At 65.7% G+C, this 12,315-nt stretch carries 16 protein-coding genes and 1 pseudogene; 15 read left to right on the top strand and 2 right to left on the bottom strand.

The window, feature by feature from the left end; translation table 11 throughout:
- Nucleotides 1-29: 29 nt before the first annotated feature.
- From CIK77_RS04260 to CIK77_RS04280, 5 genes are all read left to right on the top strand, one after another.
- A complete protein-coding gene (locus CIK77_RS04260; protein ID WP_087056223.1) occupies nt 30-1,100 on the top strand; it encodes an ABC transporter substrate-binding protein in 1,071 nt (356 codons plus the stop codon).
- Between the two features lie 16 nt (nt 1,101-1,116).
- Nucleotides 1,117-1,911 carry an ABC transporter ATP-binding protein gene (locus CIK77_RS04265; RefSeq protein ID WP_087056224.1) on the top strand — a complete coding sequence of 265 codons (795 nt, stop codon included), beginning with the start codon at nt 1,117-1,119 and terminating at the stop codon, nt 1,909-1,911.
- Complete coding sequence (locus CIK77_RS04270; protein WP_087056225.1) at nt 1,908-2,693, top strand: ABC transporter permease; 786 nt, start codon at nt 1,908-1,910, stop codon at nt 2,691-2,693. Before CIK77_RS04265 ends, CIK77_RS04270 begins: the two co-directional genes overlap by 4 nt.
- Nucleotides 2,690-3,484 carry an ABC transporter permease gene (locus CIK77_RS04275; RefSeq protein ID WP_087056226.1) on the top strand — a complete coding sequence of 265 codons (795 nt, stop codon included), beginning with the start codon at nt 2,690-2,692 and terminating at the stop codon, nt 3,482-3,484. Before CIK77_RS04270 ends, CIK77_RS04275 begins: the two co-directional genes overlap by 4 nt.
- Nucleotides 3,485-3,586: 102 nt before the next feature.
- The gene (locus CIK77_RS04280) at nt 3,587-4,372 is read left to right on the top strand and encodes a GNAT family N-acetyltransferase (RefSeq protein WP_087056342.1); all 786 of its coding nucleotides are present in this window, start codon (nt 3,587-3,589) and stop codon (nt 4,370-4,372) included.
- Nucleotides 4,373-4,502: 130 nt separating this feature from the next.
- Here CIK77_RS04280 and CIK77_RS04285 read toward each other — a convergent pair whose 3' ends face one another.
- Nucleotides 4,503-5,060 carry a dihydrofolate reductase family protein gene (locus tag CIK77_RS04285; RefSeq protein WP_087056227.1) on the bottom strand — a complete coding sequence of 186 codons (558 nt, stop codon included), beginning with the start codon at nt 5,058-5,060 and terminating at the stop codon, nt 4,503-4,505.
- Between the two features lie 266 nt (nt 5,061-5,326).
- Here CIK77_RS04285 and CIK77_RS04290 point away from each other — a divergent pair, with 266 nt between their 5' ends.
- From CIK77_RS04290 to CIK77_RS04310, 5 genes are all read left to right on the top strand, one after another.
- The gene (locus tag CIK77_RS04290) at nt 5,327-5,680 is read left to right on the top strand and encodes a DUF1801 domain-containing protein (protein ID WP_087056228.1); all 354 of its coding nucleotides are present in this window, start codon (nt 5,327-5,329) and stop codon (nt 5,678-5,680) included.
- A gap of 129 nt (nt 5,681-5,809) precedes the next feature.
- Entirely contained in the window at nt 5,810-6,307 is a 498-nt protein-coding gene (locus CIK77_RS18045) for a hypothetical protein (RefSeq protein ID WP_087056229.1), read from the top strand.
- Nucleotides 6,304-6,603, top strand: coding sequence for a transcriptional regulator (locus CIK77_RS18050; protein ID WP_087056230.1), 300 nt, complete (start codon nt 6,304-6,306; stop codon nt 6,601-6,603). Before CIK77_RS18045 ends, CIK77_RS18050 begins: the two co-directional genes overlap by 4 nt.
- 178 nt (nt 6,604-6,781) lie before the next feature.
- Nucleotides 6,782-7,042, top strand: coding sequence for an SH3 domain-containing protein (locus CIK77_RS04305; protein WP_249268705.1), 261 nt, complete (start codon nt 6,782-6,784; stop codon nt 7,040-7,042).
- 149 nt (nt 7,043-7,191) lie between these two features.
- The gene (locus CIK77_RS04310) at nt 7,192-7,599 is read left to right on the top strand and encodes a RidA family protein (protein ID WP_087056232.1); all 408 of its coding nucleotides are present in this window, start codon (nt 7,192-7,194) and stop codon (nt 7,597-7,599) included.
- A gap of 163 nt (nt 7,600-7,762) precedes the next feature.
- Here CIK77_RS04310 and CIK77_RS04315 read toward each other — a convergent pair whose 3' ends face one another.
- Nucleotides 7,763-9,298 carry an MFS transporter gene (locus CIK77_RS04315; RefSeq protein ID WP_087056233.1) on the bottom strand — a complete coding sequence of 512 codons (1,536 nt, stop codon included), beginning with the start codon at nt 9,296-9,298 and terminating at the stop codon, nt 7,763-7,765.
- 87 nt (nt 9,299-9,385) lie between these two features.
- On the opposite strand from CIK77_RS04315, the gene CIK77_RS04320 reads away from it, so the two are divergent.
- From CIK77_RS04320 to CIK77_RS18060, 5 genes and pseudogenes are all read left to right on the top strand, one after another.
- Nucleotides 9,386-10,045 (top strand): TetR/AcrR family transcriptional regulator, encoded by a 660-nt coding sequence (locus CIK77_RS04320; protein WP_087056234.1) that lies wholly within the window; start codon nt 9,386-9,388, stop codon nt 10,043-10,045.
- Between the two features lie 129 nt (nt 10,046-10,174).
- Nucleotides 10,175-10,576: a globin domain-containing protein gene (locus CIK77_RS04325; protein WP_087056235.1), complete on the top strand. Its 402-nt coding sequence runs from the start codon at nt 10,175-10,177 to the stop codon at nt 10,574-10,576.
- A 135-nt stretch (nt 10,577-10,711) separates the two neighbouring features.
- On the top strand, nt 10,712-11,416 hold the full coding sequence (locus CIK77_RS04330; protein ID WP_087056343.1) for an aspartate/glutamate racemase family protein: 705 nt from the start codon (nt 10,712-10,714) through the stop codon (nt 11,414-11,416).
- Nucleotides 11,417-11,566: 150 nt separating this feature from the next.
- Nucleotides 11,567-11,743, top strand: a pseudogene (locus CIK77_RS18055) (helix-turn-helix transcriptional regulator); the annotation flags it as partial.
- Nucleotides 11,744-11,867: 124 nt separating this feature from the next.
- The gene (locus CIK77_RS18060) at nt 11,868-12,272 is read left to right on the top strand and encodes a hypothetical protein (RefSeq protein ID WP_249268721.1); all 405 of its coding nucleotides are present in this window, start codon (nt 11,868-11,870) and stop codon (nt 12,270-12,272) included.
- Nucleotides 12,273-12,315: the final 43 nt, after the last annotated feature.

The raw sequence follows: 12,315 nt of genomic DNA on the forward strand, positions 1-12,315 counted from the left end.
AGGAATCCTGAGAAACAAGGGAGTTTCGCATGAACACCACAGCAGAATACGCATCACGATCCACCCGCCGTCGGACCGCAATCGCCGCGGCCGGCGCAGCCGCGGCACTCGTCCTCGCCGGATGCGCCGAGGGCGACGGTATGGGAAACGGCGGCGAGGACGAAGGCACAGGGGGAGACGGCGAGGCCATCCAGATCGCCTACCTCTCGACGGGCTCGTCGCTGCCGATGTTCCTGACGGCGGAGAAATATGCCGAAGAGGCGGGCGTGGACGTCGAGATGATCGAAGTCACGAGCGGCAACGATGCGATCACAGGCGTCGCGACGGGGCAGTACGACGCAGGCTTCGCGGGGATCGGCTCTGCCGCGTACAACGCCGTCGCCGAGGGCCTTCCCGTCCGCTATGTCGCTCCTATGCACGCCGGCTACGTGGAGGACTACTTCATCCTCTCCTCGGAATACGGCGGGTCGTCCGACGAGGCCGCCGATCTCGCTGAGGACATGTCGGACTACGCGGGGGAGACCTTCGCGGTCAACGCCCCCGGCGTCGTGACCGAGGCCGTGCTCGGGTTCGCACTCGAGCGCGTGAATCTCTCGGTGAACGAGGTCGAAGTCGAGTACATCCCGTTCCCGGATCAGGTGCCCGCGCTCGCGAACGGGGGAATCGTCGGCGGCGTGCTCTCCGAACCGTTCCCGACGCAGGCGGAGAACAACGGATCAGGATACCGCCCATGGGAGACACCCGACGAGCCGCCGATGCCGTTCACGGGCATCCTGTACAACACGGACTGGGCGGAGGCGAACCCCGAGCAGGCCGAGGGATACATGGCGGCGTACCAGATGGCGGCCGAGGAGCTCGACACAGGCGGATGGGATACCCCGGAGATGCTCGACCTGATCGAGCAGTACACCGGGGCCGACCCCGAGATCGTCGCGCAGTCGCGCCAGCACCACATCGACGGAGAGCTCCATGTCGACCTCGATCGCGTTCTGGAACTGCAGGAGTTCTACATGGAGCAGGGTTCGCTCAACTACGACGAGATCATCCCGGAGGAAGAGATCTGGGACTTCTCATGGCGTGACGCCGTTCTCGGCGACTGACGAAAGGACAGTGCGGATGAGCGACCCGAAGGCGACCGACGTCAAAGTTCGACTGACCGGGGTCACGAAGACGTTCGCCGGTGCCGAGGAGGTGACGGCGCTCGACGACATCTCACTGGAGATCGGAGAATCGGAGTTCGTCGCGATCGTCGGCCCATCCGGATGCGGCAAATCGACGCTGCTGCGGCTCGTCGCCGGGCTGCAGGACGCAACCGCCGGTGAGGTGGAGATCCAGCAGTCGAAGCCCGGACGTCCGAAGACGGCGATGGTGTTCCAGGAGCACGCGCTGTTTCCCTGGCTGTCTGTGCGCGACAACGTCGCCTTCGGGCCGCGCAACCGCGACGTGCCGAAGAAGGAAGCTGCAGACATCGCCGACGCGCAGCTCGACAGGTTGGGGCTCGGCCGATTCGGCGACTTCTACCCGCACCAGCTGTCGGGCGGGATGAAGCAGCGTGTCGGCATAGCGCGAGCGCTCGCGCAGGACGCCGAGATCCTGCTCATGGATGAGCCGCTCGGCGCACTCGACGCGCAGACGCGCACGCTGCTGCAGGAGCAGATCCTGGAGCTGCGGCAGGAGTCGCGTCCGACGGTCATGTACATCACCCACGCGATCGACGAGGCGGTGTTCCTCGCCGATCGCGTGATGCTCATGTCGGCGCGGCCGGGGCGGATCAGTGACATCATCGAGCTCGACTTCCCGATCGATCGCGGCCCTGAGCTGCGCGGGACCGAGAAGTTCGCGAAGCTCTCCCAGGACATCTGGAACCATCTGCGCGACGAGGTCCAGGCGGCGATGACGGGAGAGAAATGAATGCCGTCACCCGTTTCGTCCGCGAACGATGGGCCCTCGTCGTGGGGCCAGTCGTGCTCCTGGTGCTCTGGGAGCTGCTCTCACGGACGGGCGTCCTGCCCGAGACGTTCTTCCCGCCGCCGATTCGGATCCTCGCGAGCGCGGGAATCATCTTCGACGTCGAAGACGGCATCGGCGGAGATGTTCTCATCACTGTCGGACGTCTGATAGCGACGGTCGTGCTCGCGGTGGCGATCGGCGTCGGCGTGGGCATCGCGATCACCGCGTCGCAGTGGATGGAGCGCGGCGTGAACACCGTTCTCGCCTTCGTGTACCCGATTCCCGGGGTGCTGTTCTTTCCGTTCCTCACCTTCATCCTGGGGCGCGGCGAGACGGCGGTCCTGCTGACAGCGCTCGTCACGCCCCTGATCGTGATGATCCTCTACACGGTTGCCGGCGTGCACAGCATCAGCGGCATGCTCCTCGAGGTCGCCGACAACTACGACTGCCGCGGCGCGCGACGGTTCTTCCGCGTGCTCGTACCTGGCGCGCTGCCGTCGATCGTCACGGGCATCCGCATCTCACTCGGCTTCGCGCTGATCGCGGTGATCGCGATCGAGATGGTCGGGGCATCTTCCGGACTCGGCAACTTCCTGTGGGAGAACTGGCAGATTCTCCGTGTCACCGACATGTACGTCGCGCTGCTGTGCATCGCCGTACTGGGTCTGCTGTCGACCGTCGGGTTCGACAGCGTCGCTGATCGACTCCTGCCGTGGCGCGCCGAGGAGAGGAGCACCGCATGAGCCCTGCCGTGCTCAGAGGCCTGCAGGCCTGGACGATCCCCGTCATCGTCATCGTGCTGTGGGAGATCACGACGCGCGCCGGCGTACTCGATCAGCGCTTCTTCGTGCCGCTGAGCGACGTGATCGGGACGACCGTCGAACAGCTCGCCGACGGAAGACTCGGCAACGACATCGCGATCACGATCCAGCGGCTCGTCATCTCGTTCGCCGTCGCCGCCGTCCTGGGCGTCGCGATCGGCATCGCCTCCGGCGTGTGGAAGACGTTCGAACTGCTGATCCGCCCCGTCACCGACACGCTCTATCCGCTGCCGAAGATCGCGGTCCTGCCGCTGTTCATCATCATCGTCGGGCGCGGCGAGGTGGCGTACATCCTGACGGCGTTCGCGACGGCCTTCTTCCAGATCATCATCAGCACGCGGGCGAGTGTGCGCAACATCGACAGTGAGGTCGTCGAGGCCGGGCGCAACTTCGGGGCGACGGGATGGCGCTATGTGACGCGACTGCTGTTCCCTGCGATCGCGGGCTCGCTCTTCAACGGCCTGCGGCTGGGGATGGCGACCTGCCTGATCACGCTGATCGCGACCGAGTTCGTCGGGGCCGAGACGGGGATCGGAGCCATGATCCGTCGTGCCGGCCAGCAGTTCGCGGTTGATCAGATGTACGCGGGTCTCGCACTTGCGGGCGTGCTCGGGCTGCTGATCAACCTCGTCTTCCGTGTGCTCGAGCCTGTCCTGATGCCCTGGCGACGCGGTGTGACGAAGGTGCGTCGTCCTGCCGCGACGGCGGCGTGACGACCATCGGCGATCTCCGGCTGCGTGTTGCATGTGCCGTCGTGGGCGATCGCGGATGCGCGCGGCTTCGGCGACGCGGCGAGGTCCGGTAGCGTGACGCCGATGGATGCAACTGCACTGCTGCGCGCCTACGACGAACAGCTCCGCACTGATGCCGAGACGCCGAGTGCCGTTGCGGTGACGATGCTCGGCCCGCTGCGGCTCGTGGAGTTCGCGGGCGGGCGCGGCTTCGTGACCTATCGGGATCTCGGCGGCTCTGACGCCGGTCAGATCGAGCGCCTCGTGGCGGCTGCTCGAACGTTCTTCGAGACAGGCTCATCCGTCGCCGGTGTCGAGTGGAAGACGCGTGGACACGATGATGCGCCGGGGCTGCACGACGCGCTCGTGGCCGGCGGGTTCGTGCCAGAAGAGCCCGAGTCGATCATGCTCGGCGAGACTGCCTCGCTCGTCGCCGACGTGCCGCTGCCTGACGGCGTCACACTCCGCAAGGTGCGCGAAGAAGGCGAGATCAGAGCGATGTGCGCGATGCAGGATCGTGCGTTCGGCGAGGAGGTCTCCGAGTATCACGCGAACGCGATCCTGCGCCGGATCGCGCGGGACGACGGCATGGAGCTGTGGATCGCGGAAGCCGGGGGAGAGATCGTCAGCGCAGGTCGTCTTGAACCTGTCTCCGGGACGGACTTTGCGGGACTCTGGGGCGGTGCGACCCTGGAGGCATGGCGGGGCAGGGGAATCTATCGGGCCTTGATCTCGGCCCGAGCCCGCTCAGCCCTTGCGCTCGGGAGGACGCTCATGCACAGCGATTCGACGGAGTACTCGCGTCCGATACTCGAGCGATCCGGTCTCGTCAAGGTGTCGACGACCACGCCGTATCTCTGGCGACGCTGAGAACGTGCGGCGGGGACTGCGCAGCTGATCGGGGAGGGGAGTCACTGCCATGAGCCACGATGCGAACACGATGTCGGCGGCCGAGCCTCTGGGGCGGGACACCGTCGACCCGGTGACCTGAGCGAGTCGATCAGTGCGCGCGTCGGTAGTGCATGGCGACTGCGCCGTTGCTCAGCGGCTCTGCTGAGACCAACTCGAGTCGTCGCGTGCTGGGCAGCCCCTTCTGATACAGCGTCGGTCCGTGTCCGGCGATCCTCGGATGGACCATGAGTCTGTACTCGTCGATCAGATCCAGGCGGTCCAGCTCGACGGCGAGGCTGCCGCTGCCGAGGAGCACGCCATCCGGTGTCGCATCCTTCAGTTGCTGCACACTGGTGCGAAGGTCGCCTGTGACGTGGTGGCTGTTGGTCCACGGGAACTCCGTGCGCGTGGACGACACGACGTATTTCGGCTTCGCCTCCAACTTGGTCGCCCATTCGCGCAGCGCCGGTGGTGCGGCCTGCTCGCCGCTGGCGACGGCGGGCCAGTAGCTCTCCATCAGTTCGTAGGTGACGCGCCCCCACAGCATCGCCCCACCGTCGTCCATGAGATGCGTGAAGTAGGCGTGCGTCTCGTCGTCGGCGATTCCCTCCGTGTGGTCGACGCAGCCGTCCAGGGTGAGATTGATGCTGAAGGTCAGGAGTCCCATGCGGCGATCGTAGTGTTCCGTGCGAGCCCGCACCAGGCATCGGACGCAACGGGTGACGTCGTCCGCGAACTCAATGACGCAACACACACGCAGCAGGTACCCTGGGGGCGGTGGTTCGCGCCACCGACGGCACTTCCACGTGAAGACCACGTGAATCATTGCGGAGAGATCCGAGCAGCTCAGGACATGTCCGGATGGGGTGCGGCGCATATGCGCGCCGACTTCAGTACGCCGATGCTCGCCATCGGCTGACGAAAGGACATGACATGTCTGGCAAGGACGAGAAGAACCTCGACCAGGTGATCGACAAGATCGCGAAGATGGACGAGCCGCGACGTTCGATGATGAGGCGTGTGCACGACGTCATCGTCGCGGCGGCGCCCACGCTGAAACCGCGGATCTGGTACGGCATGCCCGCGTATGCGGTCTCGGCGAGCACACCGGCTCTGGTGACGCTGCGCAATGACGAGCGCTTGAATCTCGCGCTCACCGAGAAGGTCGATCTTCGGGCCGCTGGCGGTGCGGACGGCGCGCTGATGCCGGCTGCGTGGTACTTCGAGACCGTGGACGAGCCCACCGAGAAGCGCATCATCGAGATCGTCCGCTCCGTCGTCTCCTGAGCATCGCGCAACGCGCCTCTCCCCGACGCCGACCGATCGCGGCCTCGTCGTCGGGGAGAGGCGGGGTGACTTTCCTTGGTGGAAAGTCATCTCTTGCCAAGTTGGAAAGTTAGTACTACAGTTTCCAGTATGGAAACCAGCGATGAAGGTGCCCGGCCGACGCAGGAGCAGGCGCGCGCCGCTCTCGCCGACGCCGAACGTGTCCGAACGACTGTGGGTGCGCTTTCTGCCACACCCTGGCCGGTCTGGTTCACGGCCGTGCTCACAGCGATGTTGGTCACCCTGCCGATCGGAATCGGCGGTGCACTGGCCGAACCCGAGTGGCTGATGCCGCGATGGGCCTGGGCCGTCGTCATATTCGTCTCGGAGGCGGCATTCTTCATGCTGTTCTTCGTGGCCAGCCGACGCTGGACGAGCAGAACCGGGGTCGCCCTGCGCCTGGATGTGTTGCCGAAGGCCGCCACCATCCCGGCGATGATCGGACTGCCAGTGATCGTCTTGGGTGCCGCGCTGGCATTCCGGATGACGGAGCAACCGTGGTGGCTGTTCGTCGCAGCTGCGCTCGGGGCCGGTCTGTCCATCGGCTTCCACCTCTGGTTCGTCCGGCTCCACAGGGGGCGGCGGTGAGTGCTGCGGATGCTCTGGAGGGCATCAACCCGACGATCCACGCGCCCAATCGACTGCGTATCTGCGCGCTGCTGGAGACGGCGGGGGAGGCGGAGTTCGCTGTCGTGCAGCAGCAGCTCGGGGTGTCGGCATCCGTGCTCAGCAAGCAGGTGTCCGTATTGATGAGTGCTGGATACGTCGAACAGCGCAAGGCGGTGCGTGACACTCGGCAGCGGGTCTGGCTCACGCTCTCTCCGGAGGGACGCGACGCCTATCGCGAACACCTCGCCGCACTTCGCGCCATCGTCGACTCCTGACTGTTCGAGGGGTCGTCCTCCTCGAGCCGAATGGAACTTGTGGGTGCGAGCGATGCCGAATGCACATGGTGCGTGAATCTGCCGATGAGAGGATCGCTGCATGAGATGTGTGGTGACGGTTGATCACGAGATTCCGGTTCGCGAGCCGTTGAAGGTTTCTCCAGGGGACTCGGTTCAGGTGGGCGATCAGGATGCGGAGTGGCCCGCATTCGTGTTCGTCACGGCGCGGTGGGGTGCAGGGTGGATGCCTGCCAGACACCTCGACATCGATGGCGCAGCAGGCACAGTGCGCGTCGCCTACGACACGACCGAGCTTGCCGCGTCGCGTGGCGAAGCAGTCGACGTCATCCGCGATGACCCGGACAGCGGTTGGTCGTGGTGCCGGAACGCGGTCGGCGGCGAAGGGTGGGTCCCTCACCGAGCACTCGCTGCTGAGTGATGCGGGAGCCCGGTGCGGTCGACTCGGTGAGCTTCCTGGTGTGCTCGGAAGCGTCCGCTCGGGCGACGAGGTAGGACTGCCCGAACATCGTGGAGTTCCGGCTCAACGTGCGGAGTCGGGCCGCCACGCCGAGTTCATATACTGATGACATGCCGAGTGCAGTGCAGCTGATCCGTTCCGACAAGCTCTCCGACGTCGCCGAGTATGCCTATGCGGCTACCGCACCGAAGGGCGCCCGGATGATCTTCCTGGCGGGTTCCTGCCCATTGGACGAGAACGGTACGACGCTCGCGGTCGGTGACTATGCCGGCCAGGCGGCGGCGTGTGTGGAGACCATGAAGGAAGCGCTCGCCGCTGCGGGTGCGCGGATCGACGACGTCATTAGCACGCGCGTGCTCGTGGCAACGTCGGCGCAGTCTGATCTCGTAGCAGCGTGGGAGGTCGTGCGCGACGCGTTCGGTTCCCACGACGTGCCGAGCACGCTGATGGGCGTGACCGTCCTCGGGTATGACGACCAGCTGGTCGAGATCGAGGCCGTCGCAGCGGTTGTGGACTGACGTGGCAGACGAGGCTGCTCGGTGCCGGCGCGGGGTCGATCTCCGCGTCAATGTATCGCGGGGATCTGGATCCGGATTCAGATCTGGAGGAGCGCGGCCGGAGCGGCAATCAACTCTGTTCGAGTCGTGCGCGCTTGGAGCGCGACGACTCCACGGTCAGGCATCACCGGCGCGGCCCGGGCGATCGGCCGCGGTGGAGCAGGACCGGACAGGCAATCGCTGCGATGACGAGGAACCCGCTGCCGGCGATCGATGCAATGGCGAGACCGTCGACGAAGGCTTGACTCGCGAGGGCGGTGAGGTGCTCGGCCGCTTCGGCAGGGAGCTGCTCGGCCACGCCGAGCGCCGCACCCAGACTGGAAGTGATCGCATCGGCCGCTTCGGTCGGAACATCACGGGGGATGCCCTCGAGGACGTTCGAGCGGTACAGGGCTGACCCGATCGACCCGAGGACGGCGATTCCCATCGCGGCACCGAACTCGCTCGCGGTCTCGGACAGTGCAGATGCCGCGCCGGAGCGCTCCGCGGGTGACGAACTGACGACCACGTCAGTGGCGAGCGTCATCATCGGTGCGATACCGGCTCCGATGAGTGCGGAGGCCACGATCACCAACATCAGACTCCCGTCGGCGGATGCCCTGCTGAAGGCGAACATGCCGGCCGCGGCGATGGTCGCGCCGACACCGAACACGAGGGGATAGCCGAAGCGCTGCACGAGTGATGAAGATGCGACGGCCATCGTTCCGACGGCGACCATGACCGGCAGGATCGCCAGCCCCGCGAAGAGCGGGGAGAGGCCCGCCACGAGCTGGAGGTACTGGGCTTTGTAGAGCATCACGCCGACGAGCGCGAACATCGCCAGCCCTGCACCGATGAACGCTCCCGTGAACCGAGGGTTCGCGAACAGAGCGATATCGACCAACGGACTCGTGATCCGGCGCTGTCGAACAACGAACACCGTCCCGGCGGAGAGTCCGATGCCGAACGCGACCCAGGTTGTTGCTGTCAGCGACAGATCCTCGGCCGCCGACTTCGCCGCCCACACGACGGGCAGGATCGCTCCGAACGCCAGGATGACGCTCACCAGATCGAGCCGACTCGTCGATGTGCTGCGATACTCCGGGACCACCAGAGGTGCGATGAGAAGCAGTGCCAGAATGACCGGCACGTTGATCAGGAACACCGATCCCCACCAGAATGCCTCCAGAAGCAGGCCGCCGACGATCGGACCGAGTGCGATGCCCGCGGACAGGCTCGCGGTCCAGATGCCGATCGCTTTCGTGCGTTCGGTCGGATCGGTGAACATGTTGCGGATCAGGGAGAGAGTCGATGGCATCAGAGTCGCGCCACCGACGCCCATCAGGGCCCGAGCCGCGATGAGGACTTCCGGCGTGGGCGAGAACGCCGCCACTGCGGAGGCTCCGCCGAACACGACCGCTCCGATCATCAGCAGCCTGCGCCGGCCGATGCGATCGCCGATGTTCCCCATCACGATCAGCAGTCCCGCGAGAAGGAAGCCGTAGGCGTCGAGGATCCACAGGGTCTGGCCGGCGGACGGCTCGAGCTCCCGGGTGAGCGTCGGGATCGCGATGTGCAGGATCGTGATGTCCATCGACGTCAGGATCACCGGCAGCGTCAGCGCGGTCAGCCCCAGCCAGCGCGACGTGGTGCTTGCCGAAGAAGCTCTTGATGCAGGCATGGCAGTCTCCGATCGGTGTTGCGTATGTTGTACGCAACGATAGCGTACGCCATACGCAACGCGATAGACTAGCATCGGAGGTGTTCTATGAGTCCACGTGTCGGTCCGTCCGGACCGTTATCACGCGACCGGATCGTCGAGGCAGCGATCGACCTCGCCGACGAGGGCGGCCTCGAGGTCGTGACGATGAGCCGCGTCGCCGCGAACCTCGAAGCGGGGGCGATGTCGCTCTACCGCCATGTCGCAGGCAAAGAGGACCTCCTGGTCGCGATGGTCGAGCGCGTCACGTCCGACTTCTCCTACCCTGACCGCGATGGGCTCGACTGGCGCGGCTGCATGCACGCGCTCGCCGAGCAGGACCGAGCCTCGTTTCATGCGCACCCCTGGATGCTTGTCGCGACCGCCACCGTCACCCCGCCGTTCGGAGCCGCATCGCTTGCCGCGATGGAATGGGCACTCGACGTACTCGAAGCCGTCGGCATTCCGTCTGCAGATGCGGCGCGAGCGATCATGACCATCAACAACTATGTCCAAGGAAGCGCGCGCGTTGCGCTCGGTGAGTCCTCTGACGCGATCAGCGACGATCCGGGTCACGCGTGGCGAGAACGCCTCCAGGACGCCGACTTGGCGGCCTTTCCGCGTTTGCATCGGTTGATTGCGGGACCGGGGCCGGCGGCTGACCGCGACTGGTTCGCCGATGGCCTTGACCTCATCCTCGACGGACTTCAGCGCTGCATTCGCCGCTGACCGAACACGTCGATGCTCAGCATGCGGTTCATCACCGCCTTGTGCAGGTCGGAACGAGCGCGTGTCCCGCGTCCGTTGACGCGGCTTCATCCAGATCAATTCGACGCCGACATGACTCTCTAGCGGGACATCGGTGGGTTCGACGTCTTGGTGCGTCTGTGTCGGTGCTGGCACGAGCTCTGCCTGGCCGCCCCGGTTGCTGAGCATCCCTTCTCCGGTGACCTGCATCCCCGCCATGACGAGCGACTTGCCGCGTATCTTGCCCAGGCGCTCGGTGGGCCGGAACTCTATGCCGCGGGGTGCGGCGACGAGAGCAGTATGCGACGGCTCCACGCGGGCAACGGCAGCGCGAAGGAGCTCAACGAGGCCTGTCTGCGGCTCTTCGACCAGGCCCTCGACGAGGTAGGCATCGAAGGGGCAACGCGAGTACGCATGTCAACGTATTTCCGTGAAGCAGCTGCGTCCTTCGACGCCCACGCGGACAGCAAGGATCTCGTGCCCGAGGACGTGCCGTCCAACTATGCGCGCTGACCGCTTCCGGCGGAGCGGGCGCACTGTGAGCCGCTTGACTGCTGTGCACGCCTCGATAGGTCGAGCTCCGTCATGCGCACGATCCGGACCTTGTCGTGCTTCAACCGACTCGTCCGGCGCGGTAGCGTCGTTCGCATGAAGAAGATCGGCCTGATCGGCGGAATGAGCTGGGAGAGTTCCGCGCTCTATTATCGACTCATCAACGAGGGCGTGCGCGATCGTCTGGGAGGTCTGCACTCCGCGCGCTGCGTCATGGCGTCCGTGGACTTCGCAGAGATCGAACACATGCAGTCCGCGGGGGAGTGGGCGCAAGCCGGCGAGCTGCTCGCGGAGGAAGCGCGCTCGCTGGAGGCGGCCGGAGCTGAGGTGATCGTGCTCTGCACGAACACCATGCACAAGGTGTCGAGTCGCATCGAGAGCGCGGTAAGCGTGCCGCTCCTGCATCTCGTCGACGTCACCCGCGACGCGATCGTCGAAGCAGGGCTGAGGAAGGTGGTGCTGCTCGGCACTCGGTTCACGATGGAGGAGCAGTTCTATCGCGAGCGCATGGAGGCGAACGGTGTGCAGACGGTCGTCCCGGATGCGGACGGGCGGGCCACGGTCAACCGCGTGATCTTCGAGGAGCTCGTGCTCGGCATCGTGAGCGACGAATCCCGACGCGAGTTCCGCCGCATCATCGAGAGTCTCGCCGCCGCTGGAGCCGAAGGCGTCATCCTCGGATGCACCGAGATCGAGCTGCTCATCGGGGAGGGTGACGTCTCCGTACCGGTCTTCGCCTCGACTGCACTGCACGCCGCAGCCGCGGTCGATTTCGCACTCGCGGACGGGCATCTGGCGTGAGGGCGGCCCTTTGGCGTGCAGATACGTCCGCACCCGACGATCACGGGACCTGGACCGCTCGGGGCCGCCCGGCGTGTGCATTTGGCATTGCGTGAACCGGGAGACCTGATGGCGGCCGAGCACTGGCTGCTCACTTTCCGCAGTGGCGTCATGTCGCAACGCGGGGGCATCGTCTCCTCACCCAAGGACGCACCGCTGGCGCGCAGCCTGCGCGAACTCGTCGATGACCGTTTGACCGAGTCATTCACGGTTGCCGAGGCGGCAGCGCAGCTTGGTGCGCATCCGAGTCACTTGATTCGGGTGTTCTCACAGTCGTACGGCATCGCTCCGCATCAGTACCAGATCGGCCGGCGCGTGGATCTGGGAATCGACCCTTTCGCTCCTTCGGTGAAGGGTGGGGCTGATTCGTCCGGGGTATTCGCCGCTTCCGGATCGAGGCTAACCTCAAGGGGTGGACTTCGAACGGAGCCGGTATCTGCGCAAACAGCGGCGGGAAGGAATTCTTCTCGCCCTGGTCGGAGGGATATTCGTCGGGCTCGGAATCCTCACCATGGCGATCGGCAACCCGTGGATGGGGGTCGTCGCGATCCCGTTCTTCGGCGCGTGCTTCGTGCTGGGCCTGCTGCAGGCAATGCGCCCAGGGGAAGCCGTCCATCCGGCGGTGGCGATCCTCGGCAGCTTCGGTTTCGCCGTTTCGGGCGCGCTCCTCATCGTCGGGCACCTTCTGGAGATTCCCTTTCTCGGGCACCGGCAGGCCATGGCGCTCCCAGTCGGTGTGATCGTATTCGGGTTCTTCGGGCCAGGTGCTGTGCTTCTCGTGGTCCGAGAAATGCGGCGTCGTCGTCGGAATCGTTGACCCGAATTCTGCCGCCGGTACGCTGAGGCGCAGGTCTGTGTGC

Origin of the sequence: Microbacterium sp. JB110 (assembly GCF_003335195.1) — a bacterium.
GTDB lineage: Bacteria > Actinomycetota > Actinomycetes > Actinomycetales > Microbacteriaceae > Microbacterium.

What these genes read in the sequence shown, in the direction of transcription:
- CIK77_RS04260 (WP_087056223.1), top strand. Translation starts at nt 30, where the DNA reads ATGAACACCACAGCAGAATACGCATCACGATCCACCCGCCGTCGGACC.
- CIK77_RS04265 (WP_087056224.1), top strand. Translation starts at nt 1,117, where the DNA reads ATGAGCGACCCGAAGGCGACCGACGTCAAAGTTCGACTGACCGGGGTC.
- CIK77_RS04270 (WP_087056225.1), top strand. Translation starts at nt 1,908, where the DNA reads ATGAATGCCGTCACCCGTTTCGTCCGCGAACGATGGGCCCTCGTCGTG.
- CIK77_RS04275 (WP_087056226.1), top strand. Translation starts at nt 2,690, where the DNA reads ATGAGCCCTGCCGTGCTCAGAGGCCTGCAGGCCTGGACGATCCCCGTC.
- CIK77_RS04280 (WP_087056342.1), top strand. Translation starts at nt 3,587, where the DNA reads ATGGATGCAACTGCACTGCTGCGCGCCTACGACGAACAGCTCCGCACT.
- CIK77_RS04285 (WP_087056227.1), bottom strand. Translation starts at nt 5,060, where the DNA reads ATGGGACTCCTGACCTTCAGCATCAATCTCACCCTGGACGGCTGCGTC.
- CIK77_RS04290 (WP_087056228.1), top strand. Translation starts at nt 5,327, where the DNA reads ATGTCTGGCAAGGACGAGAAGAACCTCGACCAGGTGATCGACAAGATC.
- CIK77_RS18045 (WP_087056229.1), top strand. Translation starts at nt 5,810, where the DNA reads ATGGAAACCAGCGATGAAGGTGCCCGGCCGACGCAGGAGCAGGCGCGC.
- CIK77_RS04310 (WP_087056232.1), top strand. Translation starts at nt 7,192, where the DNA reads ATGCCGAGTGCAGTGCAGCTGATCCGTTCCGACAAGCTCTCCGACGTC.
- CIK77_RS04315 (WP_087056233.1), bottom strand. Translation starts at nt 9,298, where the DNA reads ATGCCTGCATCAAGAGCTTCTTCGGCAAGCACCACGTCGCGCTGGCTG.
- CIK77_RS04320 (WP_087056234.1), top strand. Translation starts at nt 9,386, where the DNA reads ATGAGTCCACGTGTCGGTCCGTCCGGACCGTTATCACGCGACCGGATC.
- CIK77_RS04330 (WP_087056343.1), top strand. Translation starts at nt 10,712, where the DNA reads ATGAAGAAGATCGGCCTGATCGGCGGAATGAGCTGGGAGAGTTCCGCG.